Here is a 25,724-nt window from a genome sequence, read left to right as displayed (position 1 = left end):
CCATCACCGCACGTCAGTTTAAGGGCGGCATCCGCCGTGTGGGGTGATCACGTGGACAAAGTCGCACGCGGTCGGCTCCCGAGGACCGTTGCCCTCGGGAGCCGACCGGGTGACCGCATCCGCCCGTCAGGGGCACTCGCCGCCCCATGTGGCCGCGGTGACGTACGCGTAGTCGTGGAAGTTGCCCTTGTAGGTGTCCGGCGGGTAGTGCACGCAGGTGTTGTTGTGGGTGAACTTGGTGCCGTCGATGTAGTGGTACCAGTCGATGTAGATGTGGTCCGCGCCGGGATACTCCGTCCCCAGGTTCTTGTACGAGCGGGCGCCGGAGACCTTGTGGTCCAGGTTCCCGGCCCCGCTCCACAGGAGCGTGCCGGTCTGGTTGGTGCCGGAGTAGAGGCAGAACTCCCCGCTGACGCAGGTGTCCGCGGCGCCGGCGGACGACGCGGGCGCCGTCGCCAAAGAGGCCACCACCGCGGTGGCCGCCGCTCCGAGGAGCAGACTGATCCTTCGCATCGGGATCTCCCTTCGTTCGTGTGGTCCGTTGTTCCGGCACTCACCGTCGCCGAAGGGCCGCGGGCGCGGTACCTCGTACATCAGAGGGCACAGGACGTGGCCCAGGTGTGGGAACCGACCGGGGACCCGGGATCGAGGTCGCGCCGTTCTCCCCGCTTCACACAGCCGGCCCGGTCCCGCAGGCCCCGTTCCTCGAAGTAGACGACGTGGACGTAGCCCCGGGGGTCGCGCATCCCGTTGTTGAACACCGACGCGGGTTCCTGCTTCCGCGCCCACGGGCAGTCGTTCAGGCCGCTCACCCAATCGGGGTCGTCGCCTTCCCATCCGCACATCTCGCCCTGGCCCTGCTCCTCGGAGAAGAAGCAGACGTGGCCGGACGGGCAGCGGCCCCAGCCCTTCCCGACGAGGGACCCCATACCGGTGGTACCGGGCAGGAGGCCCACGCCCGCCGCGCCGAGCGATGTGCCGGCCGGAGAGGCCGGGGAGGACAGAGACGACGGAGAGGCCGAAGCATCCGAAGAGCGCCCGGCTTCCGTCCCCGGCCCACCGTTCGCCAGACCGTCGAGACCGAGCCCGGCCGCCGCGAGCACGATCGCGCATCCCGCCCCGACCAGGGCGTGCCGCCGCCCGCGCGGAGCACTCCGGCGCGGAGCACTCCGGCCGGTGCCCCGCGCCTCTCCCGCGCGGGCCACCCTGCGCCGCAGAGACGCCGCGTCATGCCGTGCGCGCTCCTTGTGCGTGGGTGCCAGGCAGTCCTCGAGGATCTCCCGCCATGGAGCGGTCAGTTCCGGGGAGAGACGCAACCCCTCGTCGCCGCGGGCGTAGTGCACCGCCGCGTCCCTGCGCGCGGCGGGAGTGCCGCCGGGCAGGGGGAAGGAACCGGTCAGGACGACATGCGCGAGCACGCCGAACGCCCACACGTCCGCGGTCTGCCTGATCTGCATGCCCTTCTCGCTCACCTCGGACCACAGCAGCTCCGGCGGTGTGTAGTCGGCGGTCGCGAAGGCCGGTGAGTAGGCGTGCGTTCCCTCGAGTTCGGCCGCCAGGTTGAAGTCGCCCAGCCGGACCGTGCCGTCCGCCATCAGCAGGACGTTGCCCGGCTTGAGGTCGCCGTGCACCCAGCCGGCCTCGTGCAGCTGCTGGAGCCCCTCGCAGATCTGCGCCAGCAGGGCGGGCCCGTTCCCGGGCGGCTCCGGGCCGGTGAGCAGACCGTCGAGCGAACCCCGCGCCTCCTCCAGTACGAGCACGGTCGCGCCGTCCAGTTGCGGGTGCTCCGGGTCGTCCACCGTCAGCACGTCGTACATCCGGACCAGGCGCGGGGAACGCACCCTGCGCAGCAGCGACACCTCTCGCTCGGCCAGCTCGCGCAGATGGCGCAGCTGGCGCGGGGTGCGCGTGCCGGTCGGCAGGAACTTCAGGGCCGCGCGGGCCGGTTCGGCACCGGGGTCCTCGTGCCGGGCCGCGTACACATTGCCGAAGGCCCCCGCGCCGAGCGGCTTCTCGACGATCCACGGGCCGACGCGGTGGCCGGGCGGCACGGAGGCGACGGTGTACGGCTGCCGCCGGGTCACCGGATCGCGTCGATCGCCGGGGCGGTGAGTGCCGCCAGGTCGTCCTCGCGTACGAGGTCGAAGCGCAGGGCGAGGGAGACGATCGTCTCCTTCTTGCCGTTGAGTCTCGGTCCCGGCTCACAGGAGTCGGGGCCGGGCTTGAGCCGCAGCTTCACCGCCAGGTAGTCGATGTTCCACTGCACGGCGGCCCGGTTCGCCGTCGGCCACTGCGGGCGCAGCCGTTCCACGACCTGCTCGACGGTGGGCAGCGGCGCGTGCGGTGTGCCGCGCAGGCGGGGCTCGCACAGCGCGGACAGGACCTGGAAGTACCGCTTGGTCCGGTCGAGCGGGAAGGCGAGCGCGGTCGAGTCCCCGCCGTCGCCGTCGTACCCCGCGGGCTCCGGCCGGCTCGGCACGTCCGCCGGATCGACGTAGTCGTGCCGTGGCGCCCATACGTCGAAGCTGAGCAGCTCGCTGCCCGCGGGCAGCACCACCCGGGAGAACTCGAACGGCACGGGCGCGCCCAGCCGCCCCGGCGCGACCTTGATGTGTTCCCCCGCGCCCTCCGGGTTGTCGACGGCATACGTCGCCGTGCGGCTGAAGTTGCTGAGTGACCAGTACGTGCCGGTCGCGGTGACCTCGCCCGCGGTACGCGAGACGCCCTCGTGCGCGATGGTCAGCAGGTGCGGGGTGGCGGCGGACACCGCCCGGCCGAAACGAAGGCTCTCCCCGGGCGCGAGCCGGAGTTTCTCGCACGGGGCCATCCCGGGCCCCGGCACCACGATGATGGTGTGCATCGGCTGTTCCCTTCCCCCAAGGTCCCGCCGTGAGGATAGGAAACGTGGATAAACGTCCGCATGACGCGCGGCCGGGTGCGGCGCCACGCCGGACCGCGTGGCACCGCACCGGACGGCCGCGTCAGGTCCTCAGCACTCGCCGCGCCAGTGGAAGCGGTCGATCGTCCTGCCGCCGTCGGGCAGGTTCCCGCGTCCCTCGTCCCAGCCGTGGTGGAGGCACTTGCTTCCGCCCTCCTTGAAGTACACCTGTACGTGGTCGTAGCCGGGCTGCGGGTTTCCGTTGTTGTAGAACGACCTGCGGAAGCCGCAGGTGCTGTTCGGCTCGTCGGCGGCGGACCTGCAGACCGAGCCGGTGCCGTCGGCGCCCGAGTAGAAGCAGACGTATCCCGCCGGGCAGTTCTGCCAGGACGGTGTGCCCGAGCAGTTCCGGCTGGTCACGCTCGGCCACTCCTCGTTGGTGCCCGTGTACTGGACACCGTCGAAGTGCACGGGCACGCGGTGTCGTTCGTCGGTGAAGCCACCCGACGCCAGATAACGCTGCTCGTAGTGCAGGTGTGCCCAACCGGAGGCGCCCGTCGTACCGATGCGCCCGATCTGTGTGGACGGCCGGACCGTCTGTCCCTCGCGGACGTAGGTGGTGGGCGCGTCCTTGAGGTGGTAGTACGCCGTGAACCAGCCGTCGCCGTGACTGATCTGGATGGTGTTGCCGGACCCGTTGTCCCAGTAGGTGGCGGACACGGTGCCGGCGGCGGAGGCGAGGACCGGTTTGCCGTCCGAGCCGGTGTTGTTCCGCACCACGATGTCCAGAGCCGGGTCGTGGTCGGACCCGTAGGTGTTGAGCTGCCACTGCGTGCCGCACGGGAACGGCATCTGGAACGACGGTCCGGCGGCCGCGACCGCCGTGTCCGTGGCCCCGGCCGGGTCCTCGTCGGCCGTGGCGGACACGGTTCCGCTCGCGAGCCCGAGAACCGCGACCCCGGCGAGCAGGACGGCTCGCAGCCGGCCCGGTCGGCCGAGGCTCTTCCGCTTGTGCGAATACAGCATGCTCGTCCCCTGTCGTCCGCCTCGGCGCCGCCTCCCCGGACAGCCGCCGGCACACATGCTGGGGGACGAGAGGCGGCCCGGACACCTCGTAGGTACGAGGGTGGACGGACCGCCGTGCTCCCTGCCGCTCCGTCAGCGGCGCAGCGCCTCCACCGGAGGGATGCGGGACGCCTTCCAAGCGGGGTGGATGCCTGCCAGCAGTCCCGTGGCCAGGCCGATGACGGGGGCGGCGACGACGGTCAGGGGGTGGATGACGGCAGTCCAGTCCCGCAGGACGGCCACGCCCACGACCACCAGGGTGCCGATGCTCGTTCCGACCAGCCCGCCGAGCAGCCCCAACGCCGCCGACTCGGTCAGGAACTGGGCGGTGATGTGGCGGGCGCGCGCCCCCAGGGCCCGCCTCAGTCCTATCTCGCCCGTTCGTTCCAGCACCGCCACGAGGGTGGTGTTGGCGATGCCGACGGTGCCGATCACCAGGCAGATGCCCGCGAGCAGCAGGAACAGCTGGTCGAGGTCACCACTGACACCGCCTCGCAGCATCTGGGGATCAGGGGGCGGTATCACCTTGAAGCGTTCGGGATGGGCGGGGTCGAGGGCGGTCGCGGCGTTCCGGGCGACCTGTGTGGCGGCTCCCAGCCGTGTGGAGATGAGCATCCTCGCCCTCTCCCCCCTCACGGGGCCGCCCCAGTGGGCCATGGCCGTACTGCTGGGGACGGTGACGGAGAGCAGGAGTTCCTCCTTGCGGTCCACGTCGTCCACGATCCCTATGACGGTGAACGGCCGGCCCCCGATGAAGACGGCCGGGCGTGTCTCCAAGGTGAGGATGCCCAGCCGTTCGGCGAGTCCCGCCCCGATCACCGCGACGTCCGCGGCGTTCCGCTGGTGGTAGGCGTCGTAGATCCGTCCCTGCGCCAGTCCGGGGCCTGCCGCCTGCAACACCCCCGGAGTGGCGGCGACCACCTGTACGTCCTCGCCCGCCGCCAGATCGCCGACGGGGGAGGAGGTGACGGTACCGGCTCCGGGCGATCCGCTCGCGGCCTCCGGCGAGGCGATCCAGTAGACCCCGGCGTGCTCGACCCCGTGCAACCGGCCGACGCGGGCCGGCGCATCGGCGGGGAACGAGTTCGTGATGTGGTCCGCGTCGTCGCCTCCGGTGTCCTCGACCGTCACCTCGGTCGCCGACAGAGCGTTGAAGCGCGCGTCGATCTGCGAGGAGGCCGTGGCCGTCAGGCCGAGGATCGCCACGAACGTGCCGACCCCCAGCACCGTTCCGAGAGCGGTGAGGGCCGAGCGCCCCGGACGCTGCAGCAGTCCCGCGAGCGCTTCGCGGACCAGGTCCCCCGCGCGGAGCCGGCTGCGCCGTCCGCCCCGTCCCGCCCTGCCCCTCATGCCCCTCATCCGAGGACCTCGGGCAGCCGCCGTGCTTCCGTCGGCGTGCCCGCCGTCACGGCCTCGGACAGCACCCCGTCCCGGATGGTGATCGTCCGCGCCGCCCTCGCCGCCACCACCGGGTCATGCGTGATGACGACCAGGGTCATACCGCTCGCGTGCAGGTCGTCCAGCAGGTCCAGGACGGACGCCGCGGTCGCGGAATCGAGGTTGCCGGTGAGCTCGTCGCACAGGAGCAGCCTCGGCCGGCCGACGATCGCCCGGGCGATGGCCGCCCTCTGGCGCTCCCCGCCGGACATACGGCTGGGCAGCGAGTCGGCGCGGTGGGCCAGCCCCACCTGCTCGAGCGCGGTCCGGGCCCGCTGGACGCGCTCCCGTGCGGGAACCGCGGAGTACAGCATGGCGAGAGCGACGTTCTCCAGGGCGGTGCGGTGGGGGATCAGATGGAACGCCTGGAAGACGAAACCGATCAGGCTGCCCCGCAGCGCGGTCAGCTCCGCTTCCGGGAGGGCCGTGGTGTCGGCGCCGTCGAGGACGTAGGTGCCCTCGGTCGGCCGGTCCAGGAGACCCACGATGTTGAGGAAGGTCGACTTGCCCGAGCCGGAGGGGCCGACGACCGCGACGTACTCCCCCTCGCGTACGGTCAGCGAGCAGGGGCGGAGCGCGGCGACCGGAGGGGGCCCGGGGTAGGTCAGACCCACGCCGTCGAACTCGACCACGGTCGCGGGACGGCTTCCGCCCGCCTCGGCGGGCCCGTCGGCCGCACAGGAGGGTGCGGTGTTCGGTGTCACCTGGTGGGTTCCCCGTTCCCGAGCTGGACCGAGGCGTCGGAGGAACCGCTCCCCGCCCCGTCGGTGGATCCCGCCGGCGCGACGCCCACGACGACCCGGTCGCCGGGGTCGAGGGCACCGTCGGTGAGCGGTGCGACGGCGACGTACCCGTCGCCCGAGATGCCGGGACGCACATCGACGCGTTCCCTGCGCCCGGCGTCACGCAGCACCGTGACCGTGGTCCGCACATCCGCTCCGGCGGACACCGCCCCGACCGGGACGACGAGCACCTTCCCCTCGGACGCCGCCGCCTTGATGGTGAGCCGTACACCCTGGTGGACGAGGTCGCCGGGCAGCGGGCGGTCCGGGGTCACCACGACCGTGTAGCCGGCCGCGCCCGTTCCCGCGACGGCCGGTTGCTCCGCCGCGCCGGCACCCTCACCCTTCGAGGCCGTGTCCGGGGTGCTGAGCCGGTCGGCCACGGAGGTGACCTTCCCGGTCGCCGTGGTCCCGGTCAGTTCGGAGAAGATGTCGACCTTCTGCCCCTTGCGCACCAGTCCCTTGTCGGCTGCCGTCAGGGCTCCCCGGACGACGAGTTCGCCCACCGAGACGGAGAGCAGTGTGCCGCCCGGCGCCGCGCCGACGGCGGCCTCCACGGCATCGACCCTGGCGGGCAGCTCGGGCAGGAAGACGATCTCCGACGCGGGAACCATCGGCCCGTCCACGGCCTTCGCGTCGGCCAGCTCCTCCCTGGCGTCGGCCAGATCCTCCGCCGCACGTTCACGGTCCGTGCCCGACTCGGCGTCCTGCCAGGCGCGTTCCATGTCACGGACCGCGCGTTCGGCCTCCTTCAGCCGCTGGGCACCCTCCGGATCGGCGGGCACGGGGTCGTAGCCGAGGGCGGCGTACAGCTTCCGCACCGCCTCCTTGGTCCCCGCGCCGAAGGTGCCGAGCCGGTCCCCTCCGACGGGGAAACCCTTTTCCTCCAGAGCCTTCTGCAGCTGCCGGACATCGTCCCCGTGTGCGCCGGGCCGCAGGTCCCGGTAGACGGGAAGCGCCCCCTTGAGGGCGAAGAGCGGGCGGCCGGATATCTCGACGAGTGAGGCGGCGGGTTTGACGGAGTCCCCCTGGCCGACCATCACCTTGGTCACGACCGGAGAGGCGGACTCCTTGCCGGACGGCCCCGTCGAGGAGACGGCGATCGTACGGCCGGCCTCCACCGTGCCCCTGATCACCACGGTGTCCGTGAGGACCCGGTGCTCCACGGGTGCGGTCAGCACGTCCGGGGCGGGCGGACCCGCCTCGGACGCCACCTGCTGCGGTGACTTGACGTAGGCCGTGGACGCCAGGCCCACCACGGTCAGCACCACGGCCGACGCGCAGACCCCCACGGTGGCGCGGACGCGGTTACGCAGCATCCGCCACCGTGTTCCCGAACGCGTCGGCCGCGGACCGGCCGGCCCCGGTACCGTGTACATCGATCCAGCCCAGCTCCTGCGCGCGGGCTCCCAGCGCGAACCGTCCGTTGACGTTCAGCCGTACCATCAGGCTCCGCACCCTCCGTTGCACCGTACGGTGCGCCATGCCCAACTCGCGGCCCACGCGTGCGTCGTCATAGCCCTCGTAGAGCAACTGAAGTATGCGCCGTTCCAACTCGTCCGCTTGCGATAGGGAATCCATGGGCGCCCCCCTATTGGCACACTTGGCAGGTCCAGACCACCATACGTGCGACACCCCGGCCAAGCACCCAGGTCAAGCGGCCTGAAGTCAACCCAAACCGGGCCAACCAGCCTGTCGTAATTACGTCAACGGCCCGTGATCGCTGGCCGTCGGCCGAGCCGTCACGTTACCTTCTGTCCCGATCAATCCCCGCAAAAAACAGGAGGAATAGGATGTTCACCCTCGGGCGGCGGCACCGGGAAAGCGCGGCGATAGGGGCGCTGGCCCTCCTCGGTTCCTTGTTCATGGCGCAGCCGGCTCAGGCCGCGACGTCGTACGAAGACGACGCTTGCAGCTCCACCAGCAATAAATACTGTTTCGAGATCTACTACAACAGCCACGGCGCGACGACGGGTTACTCGTACAGTGCGTGCTTCATCGCCAATCAGAGCATTTCCGACCACTACGGATACTCCCCCAACGGCGTCACGCTCGTGCGCTACATCTTCCGGGGCGGGATCGACAAGCTGCCGAACCCCGGCTGCACGGGGGCTGAAGGAAGCGGGCAGGCCCTCAAGAACAACGCCGCCTCGGTCGCCAACAACGAGTGCTCCGTGAGCAACCGCGTGTATTACAACTCCGGGTACCAGGGCACCTCGCAGACCTTCTCGCCCGGGTGCGGATCGTACTGGCCGGCCACGAACCTGAAGGCCGAACTCAAGAACGAGAACGCATCGCACAAGAGAATCTGACATGCCCAGGAGTTTCTCCGGAATTTCGCGCGTCAGCCGGCTCGCCGTGTTCGCTGTCGTGGTGCTGACCACCACGACAGCGTGCTCGGCGCAGGAATCGGCGTCCACCACCCCGGACGACGGATACCCGGGGGCGGCCTCGCCACCCCCCGAACGGCCCGTGAGCGGCCTCGCCAAGGGACTGGCGCTGCCCATCGAGGGCTATCTGATCTCCTACCCGGAGCGGATCACCTGGCAGCGCGCACAGCAGAACCTGTGGAAGAGCTGCATGAAGCGGTTCGGCTTCAAGGAGTTCGACCCCCCGCCGCCCGGAATTGTCCCCGACCCCAGTTTCAACGACGCCAACATGATGCGCAGGTACGGCATATCCGACGCGGAGGAGGCGTCGCAATACGGCTACCACCTCCCCGGCGGGAACGTGGAACCTCCGGTGTGGGAACCGGCACCGGGGGCAGAGGGAGCCGTCTTCGCCGGATCCGGCGCGGAACTGGAGTCCGGGTCCTACCAAGGGGAGAAGGTCCCCGAGGGGGGATGTCGCGGAGAAACGCAGCGGAAGCTCGGAGAAATCCGGTACACGCTTGCCGGGAAGGTGGAGTTCGCTTCCCTCGACGAATCCAAGAAGGACCCTGCCGTCCGCAGGGCCGTGGCCGCCTGGTCGTCCTGCATGAAGAAGCAGGGATATGTGACGGACCATCCCTACAAGGCTCCCGATCTGGTCACCTCGCTCGGATCACCCGCGCCCTCGCCGGAGGAGATCAGTCTCGCCACCACGGACATCGACTGCAAGAAGAAGACCGACCTGATCGGAATCTGGTACGCCGCCGAGAAGAAGATCCAGCTCCGCCGCATCGAGGAGAACCAGCTCGCCCTCGACGAGGAGCACAAGAAGAACGAGGCCGTCCTGAAAACCGCCGCAAGCGTCAATGGCTGAGGAGAAGCCGTCACCCGGCATCTCAGCAGGCCGCCAAGGTCTTCGACGTCCGCCCCCATTCTCCGCCCGCGTAATTCCGACGCCAATGATCCGCTCAGTCCGCAGCCAGGACTGGGCGGATTTGTTCGTTCAACCCGAGGAAGAACGTGCAGAGACGAATACGCCGCTCGCGCGTGCCTGTCATCCTCATGGTGGCCACCGCGCTGGCGATACCCCTGAGCCTGCCGGCGCAGGCCGCTGACCCCGCTCCGCCGAAGGACGCGGCACAGGGCCGGAGCAGCCGGCCGGAGAAGAACCCCGCCATGCCGTCCGAGGTCCCGGCGGAGGACCGTGCCGAAACCCCGGGCGCACGGTACGAGACGTCCGAGGACACCGCCTTCACCACCAGCGGGGACGGCACCGGTTTCCATCTGCTCGTCGCCGACGAGGCGAAGGGCTACGGGTGGAAGACGGCCGCCACGCTGCGGGAGGACGGCTTCGACGCCGACACCTGGATCGGCAGCGCCTGCCTGACCGCGTCCGGAGACCACGCGGCGGTCGCGTACGCCCCCCGTACGTTCACCAACCGCCCGGAGTTGATGGTGCGCGGCGCGTTCACCGCCGTGGTGAACCTCCACTCCGGGACGGCATGACGCTCGAGTCCGCTCCCGAGGAGCAGGAAAGCGGTGCCTCCGCGCGTGCGCTCGCCTCAGCGGGTGACACGGGGACCTGCTCGATCTCGACGATCTCCATGACGTACACGCGGACCCGGGCCTGCATCGTGGAGGAGGTCCACGTCAACAGGGTGGACCCGGTGAAGAGCGCGGGATTCACCTACCGGCACGAGATCGACACCGACCCGCGCACGGACACCATCACCCAGACCCTGGCCATCGGGCCGAAGAGCCTCAGCGGTGCCACCACCGCGAGCCTGGACGTGGACTTCCACTGCCGCGGCTACTGCCAGACGGAGAACCCCTCCCAGTCCGGCTCCACCACGTTCCGCCTCGGTGACCTGCACAAAGCGGTCATCACCCAGAAGACCGAGTGGACCAAGGGCGTCGACTCGTCCGTGATCACACCCCACTGGAGCTTCACCGGAAAGCTGGACGGTGTGAAGGTCGCCGACGTCACGGCGGAGAAGAGTGAGCTGGACGTGCGCTGCGACGTGGACGTCATGACCACACCGGGCTGTGTGTTCTCCCACTGCAGGCCCACCTGCACCATGAACCACAAGAAGTACCCGGCCGCCGCCGCGCACGCCTGGCTGGTCCAGAACAAGCTGCCCGGCCACTACGGTCTGCGAGGCCATGAGCCGCTGGCCTTCCTCGCGGACGACGTGCTGGTTCCCGTGCCGTCGGATTCCAAGAAGACGCTGGTGGACCACAACCGTGACACCATCTGCCCGACGGCGTGGAAGCGCAGCCCGCTGGCGACCATGTCCCCGGAACTGGGTGCCAACGATGTGCCGGCCTGTGACGAGTTCCCCTTCGCCGCGAGCTGGCAGAGCGCGGCGATCCCGAAGGGCTGGGGGGCAAGAACGCCTCCTCGGTCACCTCGGGTGAAGGCTGCGTGAACACCATCGCGCGGAAGGGGACGGACGGCCTGTGGAGGCTCATACCGGACCCCCGCTCGCACGTGCCGACCTGGACCGAGCCGTGCGGTCGGTCCAGCATGTCCAACAACCAGAACACCCAGTCGATGAGCGGTTTCCCCGCCTGGCGCAAGAACAACCGCGTCCTCGAAGGGGACGACTACTGGCTGGAGGCGCAGAAGCCGTAACCCGTCACACACGCGGTGCCCTGGTGCGTTTCGTCCCGCACCAGGGCACCGTTCCTTTTGTCACCAGGTCAGCACGCCGTCCACCACATGACCGGGACCCTGTGTGCGCATCTCGTCGGCAAGTTCGTGGAAGAACTCCGCGAGGGAACCGTGCGTGTCGAACTGGTTCGTACCACCATCGCTCCACCGGCCCAGCGTCCCGGCACGCGTATCGATGAACCTTCCGTACAACCAGTCGCTCTCGGCCGCGAACGGAACCCAGTCCCTGTGCCACGTCACGCAGTCGAGATCACCGTCAGGAGTCGGCTCACGCTCCTCGCACCCCATCCGGAACTCATACACCCGAACCATCTGGTCCACCGACAGAAGATGCCACGAGGACGGGAGGAAACCGCCCCCTTCGGCAGGGAACCTGTTGTACTCCTGATCGTCGGTCCGTACCCCGTCGTTGATCAGCAGCCAAGTCCACACTTCCTGCGGAAACTTCACCCCCAGACGCTCCTCCGCGTCACTGATGGTCTTCGGCCCGACCGGGGGACTCAGCGCAGCGGCGCTCCCTGGCGCGTTCTGTTCCAGCCACCGCACCACACGCCCCCACGCACGGCGCATCTCATCAGCCTCCGTCATGACAAAAACTCCTGTCGCACCAGGCAAGAGGCCCGGTTCACCCTCCCCTACGTCACCGAGAGCGTAGAGGCGACACTCCTCCACCCGGGATGCCCCAGCTCACCTGGCAGAAGTCGTCGCACTGCGGCGAGGGCGACTCCTGCGTGCACGTCGCCGCGACCCCCACCGGCATCCACATAACCGAGTCCGCCGATCCCGGCGGAGCGATCCTCACCCTCAGCCCCGACGCCTTCCGTACCCTTCTCCACTCCCTCAAGGAAGAACCGCATCGGGACCCCCAGGCTCCCGCCCTCGAAGTGACCACCTCCGGCGACGACGGTCGCACCGTCCTTCTCCACGCCCCCGGCACCCCACCGTCACCACCGACCGCCGTCGCTGGGAGACCTTCGTGCGCGGCGTCCGGGCCGGCGAGTTCGACCACTTCGTGGCGTAGGACCGCCGGGCCGGAGAAGACACCCCCTTGCTGAAAAAGCGTGAACAACAACCAGGACAACGTCATCCAGGCACTCAAATGAGCAGCACAAGGACAGCAAGGGCCGAACTGCTCGTGCTTTCCAAGTGAGTAGGCCGGCGCGAGCTCAGGAATCCGCCCCCATGACCAGAGGAAACCGTACGGCCGTCAGTTCCTCCGAGACCTCCCACAGGCGGCGTGCCACGTCCGGGTCGCTCGCCGCAGGTGAACGGCCCACGAGCGTGGGCGCCCCCCGCATCTCGCGCGGACCGTCGGGGCCGACGTAGCTCGCACCGGGGATGTCCTCGACGGCGGCATACAGGGTCGGCAGCGCACCGGCCCTGTCGTCCTGCCCCACGACTCTGTGGCCGAGACCCACGAGGAGGCGCGCGACCCCGCCCATGTGACCCACGAGGTTGGTGGCCGCGAAGCCGGGGTGGGCGGCCAGGGCCCTCACCGGTGAGCCGGCTTCGGCGAGGACGCGCTGCAGCTCCAGGGTGAACAGGAGATTCGCCAGCTTGGACTGGGCGTAGGCACGCCGGGGGGTGTAGGAGCCGGTCAGGTCCAGATCGTCGAACTCGATGGTCGCGCCGCCCCAGCGGTGGGCGTTGGACGAGACGGTCACGACGCGGTGGGTGATGTGCGGCAGCAGCAGGTTCGTCAGGGCGAAGTGGCCGAGGTGGTTCGTGCCGAACTGCCTCTCGAAACCGTCCTCGGTGCGCTGCCGCGGGAGCATCATCACTCCCGCGTTGTTGATGAGCGTGTGCAGCGGCTCGCTCCAGGCGGCGGCGAACTCCCGCACCGAGGACAGGTCGGCCAGATCCAGTCGGCGCACCTCGGTGCTGCCCGGCACGGTCGCGGCGGCGGCGTGGCCCCGCTCCAGGTCCCGTACGGCGAAGACGACGTGCGCCCCCGCGCGGGCGAGCGCGTCCGCGGTCACGAGCCCGAGACCGCTGTTGGCGCCCGTGACGACGACGGTCCGGCCGGTGAGATCGGGAAGACGGGACGCGTTCCACGTGTGCTTGCTCTTCTCAGCCATACCAACGAAAGTAGACGCCGACTACAATGATGTCAATGACAACAAAGCTGTCGGTGTCCACATCGAGCTACGATGGGCCCCATGCCCGAGAGCCGCCCTTATCACCACGGAGATCTGCGCTCCACCCTCCTCGCCGGAGCCGAGCGCACCCTGCGCGACAAGGGGGCCGGCGCACTCTCCCTGCGGGAACTGGCCCGCGAGGCCGGCGTGAGCCACGCCGCCCCCGGCCGCCACTTCAAGGACAAGCAGGCCCTGCTCAACGCGCTGGCCCTGAACGGCTACGACCGGCTGGCCCGGGCCCTGGAGGAGGCCGACGACCCCGCACTCCCGCTCCAGCCCCGGCTCACCACCCTCGCCAGGGCCTACCTGCTCTTCGCGATCGACAACGCCGAACTGCTGGAGCTGATGTACGCCCGCAAGCACGACCCCGAGTCCGCCGAGCAGATGGCAGTCGGCGTCGACCGCACCGTGGGCCTCCTCGGCCGGGTCCTCTCCGGGGCGCAACAGCGCGGCGAGATCATCGAGGCCGACCCGCACCACCTCACCCTCACGGTGGGCGCGACCCTCCACGGCACCGCCACCTTCACCTGCGGCGGCATGCTCGGCCACGAGGAAGCCCTGGCCGGCGTGGACCACGTCGTCCATCTGCTCCTGCACGGCCTGAAACCCCGCTGAGCGACCCGACCGACCGTCAGAAACCCCGCGTTCGAACATTGTTGCCCGGCGTTACGCACCGTGATACACAGAGTGACGATACGACTCTTCACCCATCGGAACGCGCCCCTACCGGAGTACGGCGCGCGCCGGTGGCAAGCTATTCGTACGAAACCCGCCAACAGATGACGCCAAGTCGACATGCGACAGCCTCATCGTCGGCGACAATAAGGTCTGACCTCTGCACCACCGCAGGGGGTGCAGAACTACCCATACAGGGGCGGTGACTTACATGTTCTTCGCGGCCGACGAGGGAGACATCAACACCATTATCGGCGGGATCGCTCCGGATTGGGGCCCCTTCGGCAGCCTGGGCAACGAGGCCAAAATCATGATCGAGGTGGTCATGGCGGTCGCCATCCTCCTCTGCCTGGGCATCGCCATCTGGGGGGCGGCCAAACAGCGCATCGGCGCCACCGCGTTGAGGGACACGTTCAGTGCCGAACAGGGCAAGGGCCTCATCATCGCGGGGCTCACGGGCGTCTTCATCATCGGCTCGCTCGGCACGCTGTTCACCATCGTGTACGGAATGGCCGTGTAGCCCCGCCCCATCGCTCCCGGCCGGGCACGCCCGGCACCCCCTCCATCCCACCCGCCCGTCGTGCCCACCGGCTGAGGTTGCGTTTCCCTGATGTCCAGTCACCACACCGCGTCCGCGCGGGGACCAGCACGGCTACCGTCGTACATGGAGTACGCGGAGTACGAGGTGTTTCCGCACGACGCTGAGGGGGCGTACGCGGTATGAGTCTCGGAGACGACACGGGCCAGACCCGCACCCGCATGCCGGAGCGGGGCGGCGATCCGTACGGCGGCGCGCGCAGAGGCGGCCGTTCGTCGTCGCGCAGCCTGGTGACGGTGGTCGGCGTGGTGGTCCTCCTGATCGCGGCGATCGCCTTCGCGAACCGTGGAGGCGGCGATTCCGCCGCGGAGGAGGGCGACGGCTCCGGCGACTCCCCCAAGTCGGCGGCGACGGCCCCGTCGGGCGAGAAGCCGGTGGACACGAAGGCGGCCGGCATCCCGTCTGGCTTCGCCCATGACCGGCAGGGGGCGGAGAGTGCGGCGGCCAATTACGCCGTGGTGCTGGTCTCCGCCGACATCCTCAAGCCCGCGCGGCGGACGGAGATCGTCCGGCAGGTCTTCGTCGCCGACAAGCAGGCGTCCCTCGAAGACCGTTTCAACCAGGCGTACACCAAGGAATTCCTGAGCAACCTCGGTCTCGACGAGAACGGCAACGCGGCGGCGGACAGCCCTTACATCTCGCGCACCATGCCGGTCGGCACCAAGGTCACGAGCTACTCGGACACCGCAGCCACCGTCGAGGTCTGGTGCACGGGGGTATTCGGTACAGCCGGCGAGAAGACGATCAGCCCGGTCACCAGCGACTGGTTCACCATGTCGCTCAAGCTGCACTGGGCGGACGACGACTGGAAGGTCGACAGTTTCTCGCAGAAGGACGGCCCCGCGCCCGTCCCCGGAGACGAGAAGGCGTCCACCGCCGAGGAGATGGCCAAGGCCGTCCAGGAGTACGGAGGCTTCACCTATGCCCGGTAGCCCGCGCCGCGTACTCAGGATCGCCGCCGCTCTCACAGCCGTACAGGCCTCTGTCCTGCTGCTGGCGACCCGTGCCACGGCAGCACCCACGCCATCGCCCACCCCGTCGCCCACGCCGTCGGACGACAACTGCGACCTCATCGTCGGCCCCGCCAAGGACTACTGCGAACGAGGCGAAAGCGGCGGCACCTCAAACGGCCGCTCCTCCACCCTCAACGACCCCACCACCGCCCTCGACCCCCTCGCCTCCCTCGCCCAGGGCTGCGCCGACGCCGCCTCCTGGACCATCGACAAGCTCAGCGACGCCGTCAACGAGACGGCGAACGTCGACTTCACGAACGACACGTTCCTCCAGCAGTACGCCGTCGTCTTCGCCGCGTCGACGATCCTGACGCTCCTCCTCTGGTTGCTCGCGGTCGCCAAGCGCGCGGTGCGAGGTGTCCCCCTCACCACCGCCCTCTCCGAGGCGATCGGCTTCCTCTGGCTGACCGTCCTCGCCTCCGCCTTCACCCCGCTGATCCTCTACACGGTCGTGTCGGCGACCGACGGCGTCACCGAGGTGCTCGCGAAGGCGACCGGCGACCAGACGGACACGTTCTTCGGCACGTTCTCCGGCGCTCTCGAAAAGGGCGACGACATCGGCGGCGGCCCGATCATGCTGATCGTCGTCTCCCTCGTGTCGATCCTCGCCGCCGGCGTCCTGTGGCTGGAGCTCGTCATCCGCGCCGCCCTGCTCTACGTCGGCGCCCTCCTCGGCACCGTCGTCTACGCCGGTCTCGTCGACAAGAACCTGTGGGGCCACGTCCGCCGCTGGGCGGGCATCATGATCGCCGTGATCCTCGTGAAGCCCGTCATCGTGATCGTGCTCGGCCTCGCCGGGGCACTGTCCGCCGAGGACGGGCCCGGCGCCTTCTCCGCCGTGGTCTCCGGACTGGCGATCATCCTGCTCGCCATCTTCGCCTCCGCGATGATCTACCGCTTCGTCCCCGGCTTCGGCGACGAACTCGCCAACGGCCGCAACAACCGCCTCATGCAGGGCGCCGAAGGCAAGGCCGCCGCCGTCATGAGCTCCCCGGCGACCCTGGTCGCACAGGGCATCAAGACCCACAGCAGCCGCGCCGACAACAACGGCGGAGGCGGCAGCCAGTCCACCGGCCCCCGCCCCTCCAACCCCGCCTCCGGCGGAGTCGCCGCGCACAGCTCACGCACGTCGAACGGCGGCGGAGCCGCCGCCCCCGCACCCCGCTCGAGCAGCCCGGTGAACACCCCCCACGCCAGCAACACCCGCAACAGCAGTACCAACAGCACGGGAGGTGAAGGGCGTTGACGACCGAGTCCCACTTGTCCCATCCGGTCACGCCCCGCCGTACGTATCTGATCGGCCGCGCCCGGCCGAACGCGATCGTCGGCCGTAATCGCGAGACCGGCGAGATCGCGCTGATCGTCCTGGGCGCGTTCCTCGGCATGATGTGCGGGCTTCTCGTCCCCGTCCTGTCCGCGCGGATCGTGCTGCTCGCGGGCCTCCCGATGCTGGCGCTGGCCGCGGTGTACGTGCCCTACAGGGGCCGCACCTTCTACAAATGGTTCGAGATCAACCGCAGCTACAAGCGCACCGTGCGCCGCGGCACCACCTACCGCTCCGGCGCCGTCGAGGCGGGCACCCGCCTGGACGGCCGTGAGGTGGAGATCGGGTCGCCGCCCGGAATCGGCAGGATCACCTGGCTCGCCGCGCCCTTCGGCCCGGACGAGATCGCCGTACTGCTGCACGCGGACCGCAAGACCGTCACCGCCGCCATCGAGATCGAGGGACCGGGCGTCGGCCTGCGCGACTCCGAGGACCAGGAAGCCCTCGTCGACCGCTTCGGCACCCTGCTCAAGCACGTCGCCAACGGCGACGGCTTCGTGACCCGCATCCAGATGCTGGCCCGCACCCTGCCCGCCGACCCCGACGCCCACGCCAAGGACGTCGCCGTCCGCGGGGACGCCACGTCACCGCCGTGGCTGCAGCAGTCGTACGACCAGCTCCAGTCGATGGTGTCGACCAGCAGCGAGCAGCACCGCGCCTACCTCGTCGCCTGCATGCACTACACGCGCGAACTGGCCGCCGAGGCCAACGCCATGGCGCGGGCGATGCGCAGCCAGGGCGGCGGCAAGGTGGACCGGGACGCGGGGCTCGCCGTCGTCATGGCCCGTGAGCTGACCGACATCTGCTCCCGGCTCCAGGAGGCCGACATCCGCGTACGGCAGCCGCTCGGCCAGAGCAGGCTGTCCTCGCTGATCCACGGCATGTACGACCCGGACCATCCGATCGACCACATCCAGGCGATGTCGCAGCGCAACGCCTGGCCGGCCGAGCTGGACGCCATGGAGCCCACCTACCTCCAGGCCAAGACCCGCGAGTCCGCCACCCGCGCCCCCTGGTGCCACGCCACGGCCTGGATCAAGGAGTGGCCGATGACCCCGGTGGGCGTCAACTTCCTGGCCCCGCTGCTCGTCCACACCCCGGACGTGATCCGCACGGTCGCCGTCACCATGGACCTCGAACCCACCGAGGTCGCCATCGAGCGGATGCTGACCGAGAAGACCAACGACGTGGCGGAGGCGTCCCGCGCCGCCAAGATGAACCGCACCGTCGACCCGCGCGACATGGCCGCCCACAGCCGCCTGGACCAGCGCGGCGAGGACCTCGCCAGCGGCGCGGCCGGCGTCAACCTGGTCGGCTACATCACCGTCTCCTCCCGCAACCCCGAGGCCCTGGCCCGCGACAAGCGGACCATACGGGCGTCGGCCGGAAAGTCGTACCTGAAGCTGGAGTGGTGCGACCGCGAGCACCACCGCGCCTTCGTGAACACACTCCCGTTCGCCACCGGCATTCGAAGGTAGGGGCTGAGCCGCTATGCGGGATCCGCTGTCCGTCGTCACCGACGCCTTCACGTCCTTCCTGTTCGGGAAGGTCGAGACGACACGGCTGCCGGTACGCACGTCCACCGGCCAGGCGCAGGCGGTCTACCTCCCGACCGCCGCCCCCGGCCTCGGCGACTCCGGCGTCATCATCGGCCGCGAGGTCTACTCCGGCAAGGGCTACATCTACGACCCCTTCCAGCTCTACGGCCAGCAGCTCCCCGCCCCGCACTGGCTGGTCCTCGGCGAGTCCGGCAACGGCAAGTCGGCCCTGGAGAAGACGTACGTCCTGCGGCAACTGCGCTTCCGCGACCGCCAGGTCGTCGTCCTGGACGCCCAGGGCGAGGACGGCGCCGGCGAGTGGAACCTCATCGCGCAGGAGCTGGGGATAACGCCGATCCGCCTGGACCCGATGGCCGCGCTCGACAAGGGCATCCGGCTCAACCCGCTGGACCCGGCGATCACGACCACCGGGCAGCTCGCGCTGCTGCGGACCATCATCGAGGTCGCGATGGGGCACGGCCTGGACGAGCGTTCCGGCTTCGCCCTCAAGGTCGCGCACGCCTACGTCAACGAGTCCATCGTCGAACGCCAGCCGGTCCTCTCCGACATCGTGGAGCGGCTGCGCCACCCGGAACCGGAGTCCGCGGAGGCGATGAACGTCCCCATAGACGACGTACGGGCGTGGGGCCTGGACGTCGCCCTGGTCCTGGACCGCCTGGTCGACGGTGACCTGCGCGGCATGTTCGACGGCCCGACGACCGTCGGCATCGACCTCGACGCGCCGCTCATCGTCTTCGACCTGTCCCACATCGACCGCAACTCCATCGCCATGCCGATCCTGATGGCGATCGTCGGCGTGTGGCTGGAACACACCTGGATCCGCCCCGACCGGAAGAAGCGCATCTTCCTGGTCGAGGAGGCCTGGCACATCATCAACAGCCCGTTCGTCGCCCAGTTGTTCCAGCGGCTGCTGAAGTTCGGACGGCGGCTCGGTCTGTCGTTCGTCGCGGTCGTCCACCATCTGTCCGACGTGGTGGACGGGGCGGCGGCGAAGGAGGCGGCGGCCATCCTGAAGATGGCGTCGACCCGGACCATCTACGCCCAGAAGGCGGACGAGGCGAGGGCGACGGGCCGCGTGCTCGGCCTGCCCAGGTGGGCGGTGGAGATCATTCCGACGCTGACGCCCGGTATCGCGGTGTGGGACGTCAACGGCAACGTCCAGGTGGTCAAACACCTGGTCACCGAGACCGAACGCCCGCTGGTCTTCACCGACCGCGCGATGACCGAGTCCTCCGCCGACCTCTCCGACGACGCCCTGCGCGCCGCCGAACTGGAGGCGGAGGAACGGGCGGCGGCCTTCGTGGAACAGCACGTCGGGGACTCCGAATCGACGGTGGCGTAGGGCGCAGGGGGAGAACGCGTGAGACCGGACGATCACCGTGAGCACGGCCGGACCGGCGGCCGGGGCGGCATCCCCGACGGGCTGCTGATCGGCATCCTCGCGTTCCTCATCGGCGTGACCGCCATGGTGTGGACGGCCACGGGCCTCGCGGGCCTCTTCGCCCACGGCCACTGGCCGTCCGGCGTCACCTTCACCCGCGCCCCGGTGGCCATGCGCCACCTCGTCGCCGACCCGCAGAACCTCCCCGCCGCCTGGCCGGACACCCCGGAGACCGACCTCTCGGGGTACGGCCTCTTCTGGGGCCTGCTCATCGGCCAGCTGATGATCCTGACCGTCCTGACGGTGTTCGCCGTGGGCACGGTGGCCCGCTGGAGAGCGGTACGGGCGCGACGCCGGGCGGAACGGGCGACGAGGGGCGCGCAGCGGCGGCCGGAGCCGGAACACCTGCCCGAACGGGAGGCGCAGCCGACGCCGAAGCAGCTGCACGAGGTGCCGACCCCGAGGGGGCCCGAGCAGGAGACGCCGGCACCGGAGCCGGTGCAGACACCGGCGCCTCGGCAGTCACCCGCGCCGCAGGAAGCGGCGTTCACCTCCCTGTCCGAGGGTGAACAGGCGGGCCGGTGGGAAACACCCCGCACCGAAGGCGCGGGGCTGCTCTACGGCCCTCCGGCCACCCGCCACACCACCGCGACCCAGGCCGTACGCGACGCGGAGGGCCCCGCCCTCGTCCTCACCTCCAACCCCACCCTCTGGCACGACACCAAGGACGCCCGCGCCAAACTCGGCCCCACCCACCTCTACGACCCCACCCACCTCTGCGACACCCCGGCCCGCCTCCACTGGTCCCCCACCACCGGCTGCGAGGACAAACAAACAGCCGCCGCCCGCGCGGCAGCCCTCCTCGCCCCCGTCCGCCCCACCTCCCGCCTCGACCAGGCGGTCGGCGACACCGCGGAGACCCTGCTCCGCAGCTACGTACACGCCGCCGCCGTGGACGGCCGTACGATCCGCCACGTCCACCGCTGGTCCCAGGGCCTCCAGGTGCACGACGCCGTACGCATCCTCCGTACCAACCCCAAGGCCGCCCCCGGTGCCGCCGGCGAACTCGAGGCGGCCCTCACGGCGCACCCCGAGCGCCGGGACATGGCCCAGCAGCTGACCACCCGCGCCCTGGCCGCGCTCTCCACGGTCAATGTCCGCGAGGCCTGCACTCCCAACCGAACTGATGCCCTCGCCTTGGATTCCTTTGTCCACGAAGGGGGCACGCTTTATGTCGTGGGTGAATCCATCGAGGACCCCCGTACCAGTCCGGGCGCGATGCCCCTGCTGACGGCCCTCGCCTCACACGTGGTCGAGCACGGCCGGCGCATGGCCGAACGGTCATCCTCCGGTCGGCTCGACCCACCACTCACCCTCGTCCTGGACGACGTGGCGGCCGTGGCCCCGCTCCCCCAGCTCCCAGACCTGCTCGCCACCGGCACGGACCACGGCATGCCCACCCTGGCCCTGCTCCGCTCCCGCGAACAGGCCAGATCCCGCTGGCCCCACACCGAACTACCGGTCTGACCTACCGGTCCGGCACCGGCCGCTCCACGGCCAGCTCCAGTTCCAGATCGTCCGGCTCGTCCCCCAGCGACATGGTCACTCCGGTCTCGACGAAACCCGCCTTGCGGTAGGACCCCAGAGCCCGCGCGTTGTCCGAGTGCACGAGGAGCCGCACGCGCTCCGCCCCGCGCCCCCACGCCCACTCCAGCACGGTCTCGAACAGCGCCTTCGCCAGCCCGCTCCCCCGATACCCGGGAGCCACGTACACACCCACCAGGTGCCCCTGCCGCCGCGCGACGACGGACCCGGTCCAGTCCGTCGTACCGGCCTCCTCGATCAACACGGCCGCATTGGCGACCCAGCTCCCGTCCGCCATCTCGGCGATGAACTGCCGCGCCCCGTTCGCCGTACGCTCCTGCCACCAGGAGTCCGGCCGGGCCACGGCCTCCTCGTAGGTGTCCATGTAGGCGATACGCGCGACCGGGTCCCGCAGCGCGGTGAGCCGCAGCTCCCTCGACGCGGCCCACTCCTCCGCGCGCACCGGCCGGATCACACAGTCATCGATGGATATGGCACTCATGGCCGCCACCGTAGTACCGGGGTACCACCGCCCTCACCCTGAATACGGCCCGCGGTCCGACGCCCGCCGCCCCCGCGCGGACGAGCATCGAAGCATGATTACGGCACAGGACCTCACCAAACGCTACGGCGACCGGACCGTCGTCACCGACCTGTCCTTCACCGTCCGCTCCGGCACCGTCACCGGCTTCCTCGGCCCGAACGGCGCCGGCAAGTCCACCACCATGCGGATGATCCTCGGCCTGGACGCCCCCACCCGCGGCCGTGCCACCGTCGGCGACCGCTCCTACGCCGCCCACCCCGCGCCCCTCACCGAGGTCGGCGCCCTGCTGGAGGCCCGCTCCGTCCACCCCGGCCGCACCGCCCACCACCACCTGCGCGCCCTCGCCCTCACCCACGGCATCCCGAAGAGCCGCGTCGAGCACGTCCTGGGCCTCACCGGCCTCACCGAGGCGGCGGACCGCCGGGTCAAGGGCTTCTCCCTCGGCATGGGCCAGCGCCTCGGCATCGCCGCCGCGCTGCTCGGCGACCCGGCCACCGTCATTCTCGACGAGCCGGTCAACGGCCTCGACCCCGAGGGCGTCCTGTGGATCCGCAACCTCCTCAAGTCCCTGGCCGCCGAGGGCCGTACGGTCCTGGTCTCCTCCCACCTGATGAGCGAGATGGCCCTCACCGCCGACCACCTGGTCATCATCGGCCGCGGCCGGCTCCTCGCCGACACCACGGTCACCGACTTCGTACGCCACTCCGGCGCGGGCACCGTCAAGGTCGTCACCCCGGACGCCGCCGACCTCGTACGCCACCTCACCGCGCCCGGTGTCACCGTCACCACCGCCGACGCCCCCGGCCACCTCACCGTGCACGGCACCGACGCCGAGCACATCGGCCGCACGGCCGCCGCCCACGGCATCCCCCTCTTCGAACTCACCCCGAACACCGCCTCCCTGGAGGAGGCGTTCATGGACCTCACCCACGACGCGGTCGAGTACCCCGCCGCCCTGGAAGGAGCAGCCGCATGACCACCGCCGTCCAGCCCTACCGGGTGACCCCGGCCCGCGTCCTGCGCTCCGAATGGCACAAGCTGCGGACGCTCCGCTCCACCTGGGTCAACCTCGCCGCCACCGGCGTCCTCACCCTCGCCATGGGCATCGGCATCAGCGCGGCCTACGACGGCACCGGGGAGGGCGGCCTCGACCCGGTCGTCTTCGTCCTCCTCGGCACCCAGTTCGCCACCATCACCCTGGCCGTCCTGGGCATCCTCGCCACCGCCGGCGAGTACTCCACCGGTCAGATCCGCGCCACCATGACGGCCGTACCGAGCCGCCTGCCCGTCCTGTGGTCCAAGGCCGCCGTCCTCGCCGCGGTCGCCTTCCCCCTGTGCCTGTGGACCAACCTGCTCACCTTCCCCCTGGCCCAGGCCTTCCTCACCGACACCGACCAGGCCGCCGCCCTCGGCGACCCGGGCGTCCTGCGCGGCCTCGTCGGCAACGCCGCCGCCCTCACCCTCCTCGCCGTCATGGCCCTCGGCCTCGGCGCCGTCACCCGCTCGATCCCCCTCGCCGTCGGCGCGTACATCGGCCTCGTCATGATCGTGCCGGAGGTCCTGACGATGCTCCCGTACGACATCGTCGACGACGCCGTACGCTACTTCCCCTCCCAGGCCCTCCAGTCCCTCACCGCGGCCCAGCCCTCGCCCGGCGAGGCGACGCCCGGTGCGGCACTGCTCGCCCTGGCCCTGTGGACGGCGGCCGCCCTGGCCGCGGCGGCGGCATCGCTGAAGCGACGGGACGTATGAGGCACGCACCCGTCACCATGGACGCCGTGACCGAAGACCGCACGGCCGAGCCCCTCACCGAGTACACACAGCGGATCGCCCAGCGGGTGCGCGCCTTCGACCGGCGCCACCCGCTGCTGTGGGACCTGCACCTCACCGGCTTCTGGCTGACGGCCGCCCTCATCGACTACGCCGGCGGGGGCTGGCGCAACATCGCCCACAACCTGGACGTCCCCGGCTGGCTGCTGCTGACCCTGAGCCTGGGCTTCACGGTCCCGCTCCTGTGGCGCCGCGGTCACCCGGGTGCGGTCCTGCTCACGATGGCCCCGTTCGCCCTCGTCAACGCCTGGACCGGCGCCATACTCCAGGCGACCATGCTCCAGTTGCTCGTCGTCTTCCACATCGCCCTGCGCCTGCCCCTGCGCGCCCTGTACTGGTCGACCCCCCTGGTGCTCGCACCGGTCCTCGTCTCGTCCCTCCGCTACGGCGGACAGCCCTGGAACCAGCAGCTCGGCGCCCAGCTGATGTCCATCGCGGTGGCGGCCCTCATCGGCGTCACGGTGCGCACCCGCAGGAACTACACCGCCGCCCTGGAGGACCGTGCCCGCCGCCTGGAGATCGAACGCGACCAGCAGGCCCGTATCGCCACCGCCGCCGAACGCGCCCGTATCGCCCGCGAGATGCACGACATCATCGGCCACAACCTGTCCGTCATCACGGGCCTCGCCGACGGCGGCAGATACGCGGCCGGCAAGTCCCCGGAACGCGCCGCCCAGGCCCTGGACGCCATCGGCACCACCAGCCGCCAGGCCCTCGGCGAACTCCGCCGCCTCCTGGACGTCCTCCGCGACGACGACACCACGCACCCCGCCGAACGAACCCCCCAGCCCGGCCTCACCGACCTGGACCAGCTCATCGACGGTGTCCGCAGCGCGGGTCTGCCCGTCCACACCCGTGTCGAGGGCCGGGCGACCCTCCCCCCGGGCCGCCAGCTCACCGTGTTCCGGGTCGTCCAGGAAGCCCTCACCAACACCCTCAAGCACGCCGGCCCCGAAACGACCTCCGAGATCTCCATCGCCCACGGAGACAAGGGCGCCGTCACGGTCACCATCACCGACACCGGAAAGGGCACACCGCCCTCCGCCCCGTCCGACGGCCGTGGCATCCCCGGAATGCGCGAGCGAACAGCCCTGTACGGCGGCACACTTGAAGCCGGCCCACGCCCGCGCCCCGAGCAGGGCTGGCGCGTCCGTCTCCACCTTCCGGAGGAAACCCCGCAGTGACCACCGTCCTCATCGCCGACGACCAGCCCCTCCAGCGTTTCGGCTTCCGCATGCTCCTGGAGAGCCAGGACGATCTCACCGTCCTGGGCGAGGCGGCGAACGGCAGCGAAGCGATCCGTATGACGGCGGAACTGCACCCCGACGTGGTCCTGATGGACATCCGCATGCCCGGCCTGGACGGCATCGAGGCGACCCGCCGCATCGCCGCCACCGGCGACCGCACCCGCGTCCTCATCCTGACGACGTTCGACCTGGACGAGTACGCCTACGCCGGCCTCCGCGCGGGCGCCTCCGGTTTCCTCGTCAAGGACGCCCAGCCGGAGGAACTCCTCTCCGGCATCCGCTCCGTGGCGTCCGGGGACGCGGTCGTCGCCCCCAGTCTGACCCGCCGTCTCCTCGACGCCTACGCCCAGCATCTGCCGGCCGGCGACGGCACCGTGGACGTCTCCCCCGACGACGCACGTCTGGCCGCCCTCACGGAGCGGGAACGGGAGATCCTCACGGTCATCGGAAAGGGCTGGACGAACACCGAGATCGCCGCCCGCCTCCACCTGGCCGAGTCCACGGTGAAAACCCACGTGGGCCGGATACTCGCGAAGACCGGCTCCCGGGACCGCATCCAGGCGGTGATCCTGGCGTACGACACGAAACTGGTGGAGCCGTCCTGAAACGCAGAAAACCCCGCACCG

General features: G+C 70.3%; 27 protein-coding genes. 16 read left to right on the top strand and 11 right to left on the bottom strand.

Translation table 11 applies throughout. The features are described from left to right. Nucleotides 1–126: 126 nt before the first annotated feature. From AMK33_RS20020 to AMK33_RS19985, 8 genes are all read right to left on the bottom strand, one after another. Nucleotides 127–513 (bottom strand): peptidase inhibitor family I36 protein, encoded by a 387-nt coding sequence (locus AMK33_RS20020; protein WP_073934537.1) that lies wholly within the window; start codon nt 511–513, stop codon nt 127–129. A gap of 80 nt (nt 514–593) precedes the next feature. Next, nucleotides 594–2,084 (bottom strand): protein kinase domain-containing protein, encoded by a 1,491-nt coding sequence (locus AMK33_RS20015; protein ID WP_073934242.1) that lies wholly within the window; start codon nt 2,082–2,084, stop codon nt 594–596. Beyond that, nucleotides 2,081–2,860 (bottom strand): hypothetical protein, encoded by a 780-nt coding sequence (locus AMK33_RS20010; protein ID WP_073934241.1) that lies wholly within the window; start codon nt 2,858–2,860, stop codon nt 2,081–2,083. The genes AMK33_RS20015 and AMK33_RS20010 overlap by 4 nt, the downstream gene beginning before the upstream one ends. A gap of 129 nt (nt 2,861–2,989) precedes the next feature. Next, complete coding sequence (locus AMK33_RS20005) at nt 2,990–3,904, bottom strand: peptidoglycan DD-metalloendopeptidase family protein (RefSeq protein WP_073934240.1); 915 nt, start codon at nt 3,902–3,904, stop codon at nt 2,990–2,992. Between the two features lie 132 nt (nt 3,905–4,036). Beyond that, nucleotides 4,037–5,302, bottom strand: coding sequence for an ABC transporter permease (locus tag AMK33_RS20000; protein WP_073934239.1), 1,266 nt, complete (start codon nt 5,300–5,302; stop codon nt 4,037–4,039). Further along, nucleotides 5,299–6,012 carry an ABC transporter ATP-binding protein gene (locus AMK33_RS19995; protein WP_235618157.1) on the bottom strand — a complete coding sequence of 238 codons (714 nt, stop codon included), beginning with the start codon at nt 6,010–6,012 and terminating at the stop codon, nt 5,299–5,301. The genes AMK33_RS20000 and AMK33_RS19995 overlap by 4 nt, the downstream gene beginning before the upstream one ends. A 68-nt stretch (nt 6,013–6,080) precedes the next feature. Next, nucleotides 6,081–7,481 (bottom strand): peptidoglycan-binding protein, encoded by a 1,401-nt coding sequence (locus AMK33_RS19990; protein WP_073934237.1) that lies wholly within the window; start codon nt 7,479–7,481, stop codon nt 6,081–6,083. After that, on the bottom strand, nt 7,471–7,743 hold the full coding sequence (locus AMK33_RS19985; RefSeq protein WP_073934236.1) for a LuxR C-terminal-related transcriptional regulator: 273 nt from the start codon (nt 7,741–7,743) through the stop codon (nt 7,471–7,473). The genes AMK33_RS19990 and AMK33_RS19985 overlap by 11 nt, the downstream gene beginning before the upstream one ends. A gap of 212 nt (nt 7,744–7,955) precedes the next feature. Between AMK33_RS19985 and AMK33_RS19980 the strand changes: the two genes are divergently transcribed. The 4 genes from AMK33_RS19980 (at nt 7,956) to AMK33_RS19965 (ending at nt 10,960) form a co-directional block, all read left to right on the top strand. Next, nucleotides 7,956–8,474, top strand: a complete 519-nt coding sequence (locus tag AMK33_RS19980) for a hypothetical protein (RefSeq protein WP_073934234.1) — start codon at nt 7,956–7,958, stop codon at nt 8,472–8,474. A gap of 1 nt (nt 8,475) precedes the next feature. Continuing rightward, entirely contained in the window at nt 8,476–9,405 is a 930-nt protein-coding gene (locus AMK33_RS19975) for a hypothetical protein (RefSeq protein ID WP_143203845.1), read from the top strand. Between the two features lie 173 nt (nt 9,406–9,578). After that, entirely contained in the window at nt 9,579–10,037 is a 459-nt protein-coding gene (locus AMK33_RS19970) for a hypothetical protein (RefSeq protein WP_073934233.1), read from the top strand. Beyond that, a complete protein-coding gene (locus AMK33_RS19965; protein WP_073934232.1) occupies nt 10,034–10,960 on the top strand; it encodes a hypothetical protein in 927 nt (308 codons plus the stop codon). The genes AMK33_RS19970 and AMK33_RS19965 overlap by 4 nt, the downstream gene beginning before the upstream one ends. Nucleotides 10,961–11,226: 266 nt before the next feature. Here the strand turns inward: AMK33_RS19965 and AMK33_RS19955 are convergent, their stop codons facing one another. Further along, nucleotides 11,227–11,793, bottom strand: coding sequence for an SMI1/KNR4 family protein (locus tag AMK33_RS19955; protein ID WP_073934229.1), 567 nt, complete (start codon nt 11,791–11,793; stop codon nt 11,227–11,229). An 89-nt stretch (nt 11,794–11,882) separates the two neighbouring features. Between AMK33_RS19955 and AMK33_RS19950 the strand changes: the two genes are divergently transcribed. Continuing rightward, nucleotides 11,883–12,260 carry a DUF397 domain-containing protein gene (locus AMK33_RS19950; protein WP_079194910.1) on the top strand — a complete coding sequence of 126 codons (378 nt, stop codon included), beginning with the start codon at nt 11,883–11,885 and terminating at the stop codon, nt 12,258–12,260. Between the two features lie 111 nt (nt 12,261–12,371). On the opposite strand, the gene AMK33_RS19945 is transcribed toward AMK33_RS19950, so the two are convergent. After that, entirely contained in the window at nt 12,372–13,283 is a 912-nt protein-coding gene (locus tag AMK33_RS19945) for an oxidoreductase (protein WP_073934228.1), read from the bottom strand. A gap of 72 nt (nt 13,284–13,355) precedes the next feature. Here AMK33_RS19945 and AMK33_RS19940 point away from each other — a divergent pair, with 72 nt between their 5' ends. From AMK33_RS19940 to AMK33_RS19910, 7 genes are all read left to right on the top strand, one after another. Next, nucleotides 13,356–13,958 carry a TetR/AcrR family transcriptional regulator gene (locus AMK33_RS19940; protein ID WP_073934226.1) on the top strand — a complete coding sequence of 201 codons (603 nt, stop codon included), beginning with the start codon at nt 13,356–13,358 and terminating at the stop codon, nt 13,956–13,958. A 271-nt stretch (nt 13,959–14,229) separates the two neighbouring features. Beyond that, nucleotides 14,230–14,538, top strand: a complete 309-nt coding sequence (locus tag AMK33_RS19935; protein WP_004929725.1) for a hypothetical protein — start codon at nt 14,230–14,232, stop codon at nt 14,536–14,538. A gap of 200 nt (nt 14,539–14,738) precedes the next feature. Then, the gene (locus AMK33_RS19930) at nt 14,739–15,548 is read left to right on the top strand and encodes a hypothetical protein (protein ID WP_073934225.1); all 810 of its coding nucleotides are present in this window, start codon (nt 14,739–14,741) and stop codon (nt 15,546–15,548) included. Then, nucleotides 15,538–16,875, top strand: coding sequence for a hypothetical protein (locus tag AMK33_RS19925; RefSeq protein WP_073934224.1), 1,338 nt, complete (start codon nt 15,538–15,540; stop codon nt 16,873–16,875). Before AMK33_RS19930 ends, AMK33_RS19925 begins: the two co-directional genes overlap by 11 nt. Then, the gene (locus AMK33_RS19920) at nt 16,872–18,431 is read left to right on the top strand and encodes an SCO6880 family protein (protein WP_073934223.1); all 1,560 of its coding nucleotides are present in this window, start codon (nt 16,872–16,874) and stop codon (nt 18,429–18,431) included. Before AMK33_RS19925 ends, AMK33_RS19920 begins: the two co-directional genes overlap by 4 nt. A 13-nt stretch (nt 18,432–18,444) precedes the next feature. After that, on the top strand, nt 18,445–19,854 hold the full coding sequence (locus AMK33_RS19915) for an ATP-binding protein (RefSeq protein WP_073934222.1): 1,410 nt from the start codon (nt 18,445–18,447) through the stop codon (nt 19,852–19,854). 18 nt (nt 19,855–19,872) lie between these two features. Beyond that, a complete protein-coding gene (locus AMK33_RS19910; protein WP_073934221.1) occupies nt 19,873–21,420 on the top strand; it encodes a type IV secretory system conjugative DNA transfer family protein in 1,548 nt (515 codons plus the stop codon). A gap of 1 nt (nt 21,421) precedes the next feature. Here the strand turns inward: AMK33_RS19910 and AMK33_RS19905 are convergent, their stop codons facing one another. Next, nucleotides 21,422–21,979, bottom strand: coding sequence for a GNAT family N-acetyltransferase (locus tag AMK33_RS19905; RefSeq protein WP_073934220.1), 558 nt, complete (start codon nt 21,977–21,979; stop codon nt 21,422–21,424). Between the two features lie 94 nt (nt 21,980–22,073). Here AMK33_RS19905 and AMK33_RS19900 point away from each other — a divergent pair, with 94 nt between their 5' ends. From AMK33_RS19900 to AMK33_RS19885, 4 genes are read left to right on the top strand one after another with little or no spacing between them, the layout of a single operon-like run. After that, on the top strand, nt 22,074–22,997 hold the full coding sequence (locus AMK33_RS19900; protein ID WP_073934219.1) for an ABC transporter ATP-binding protein: 924 nt from the start codon (nt 22,074–22,076) through the stop codon (nt 22,995–22,997). Then, nucleotides 22,994–23,773 (top strand): ABC transporter permease, encoded by a 780-nt coding sequence (locus AMK33_RS19895; RefSeq protein WP_073934218.1) that lies wholly within the window; start codon nt 22,994–22,996, stop codon nt 23,771–23,773. The genes AMK33_RS19900 and AMK33_RS19895 overlap by 4 nt, the downstream gene beginning before the upstream one ends. Before the next feature lie 17 nt (nt 23,774–23,790). Further along, entirely contained in the window at nt 23,791–25,035 is a 1,245-nt protein-coding gene (locus AMK33_RS19890; RefSeq protein ID WP_079194909.1) for a sensor histidine kinase, read from the top strand. Further along, nucleotides 25,032–25,703, top strand: coding sequence for a response regulator (locus tag AMK33_RS19885; protein ID WP_073934214.1), 672 nt, complete (start codon nt 25,032–25,034; stop codon nt 25,701–25,703). Before AMK33_RS19890 ends, AMK33_RS19885 begins: the two co-directional genes overlap by 4 nt. The last annotated feature ends 21 nt before the right edge of the window (nt 25,704–25,724 follow it).

The organism is Streptomyces sp. CB02400, from assembly GCF_001905725.1.
Taxonomy (GTDB): Bacteria; Actinomycetota; Actinomycetes; order Streptomycetales; family Streptomycetaceae; genus Streptomyces; species Streptomyces atrovirens.
The sequence above is the reverse complement of the archived record's forward strand: the minus strand, read 5'-3'. Positions and strand labels throughout refer to the sequence as shown.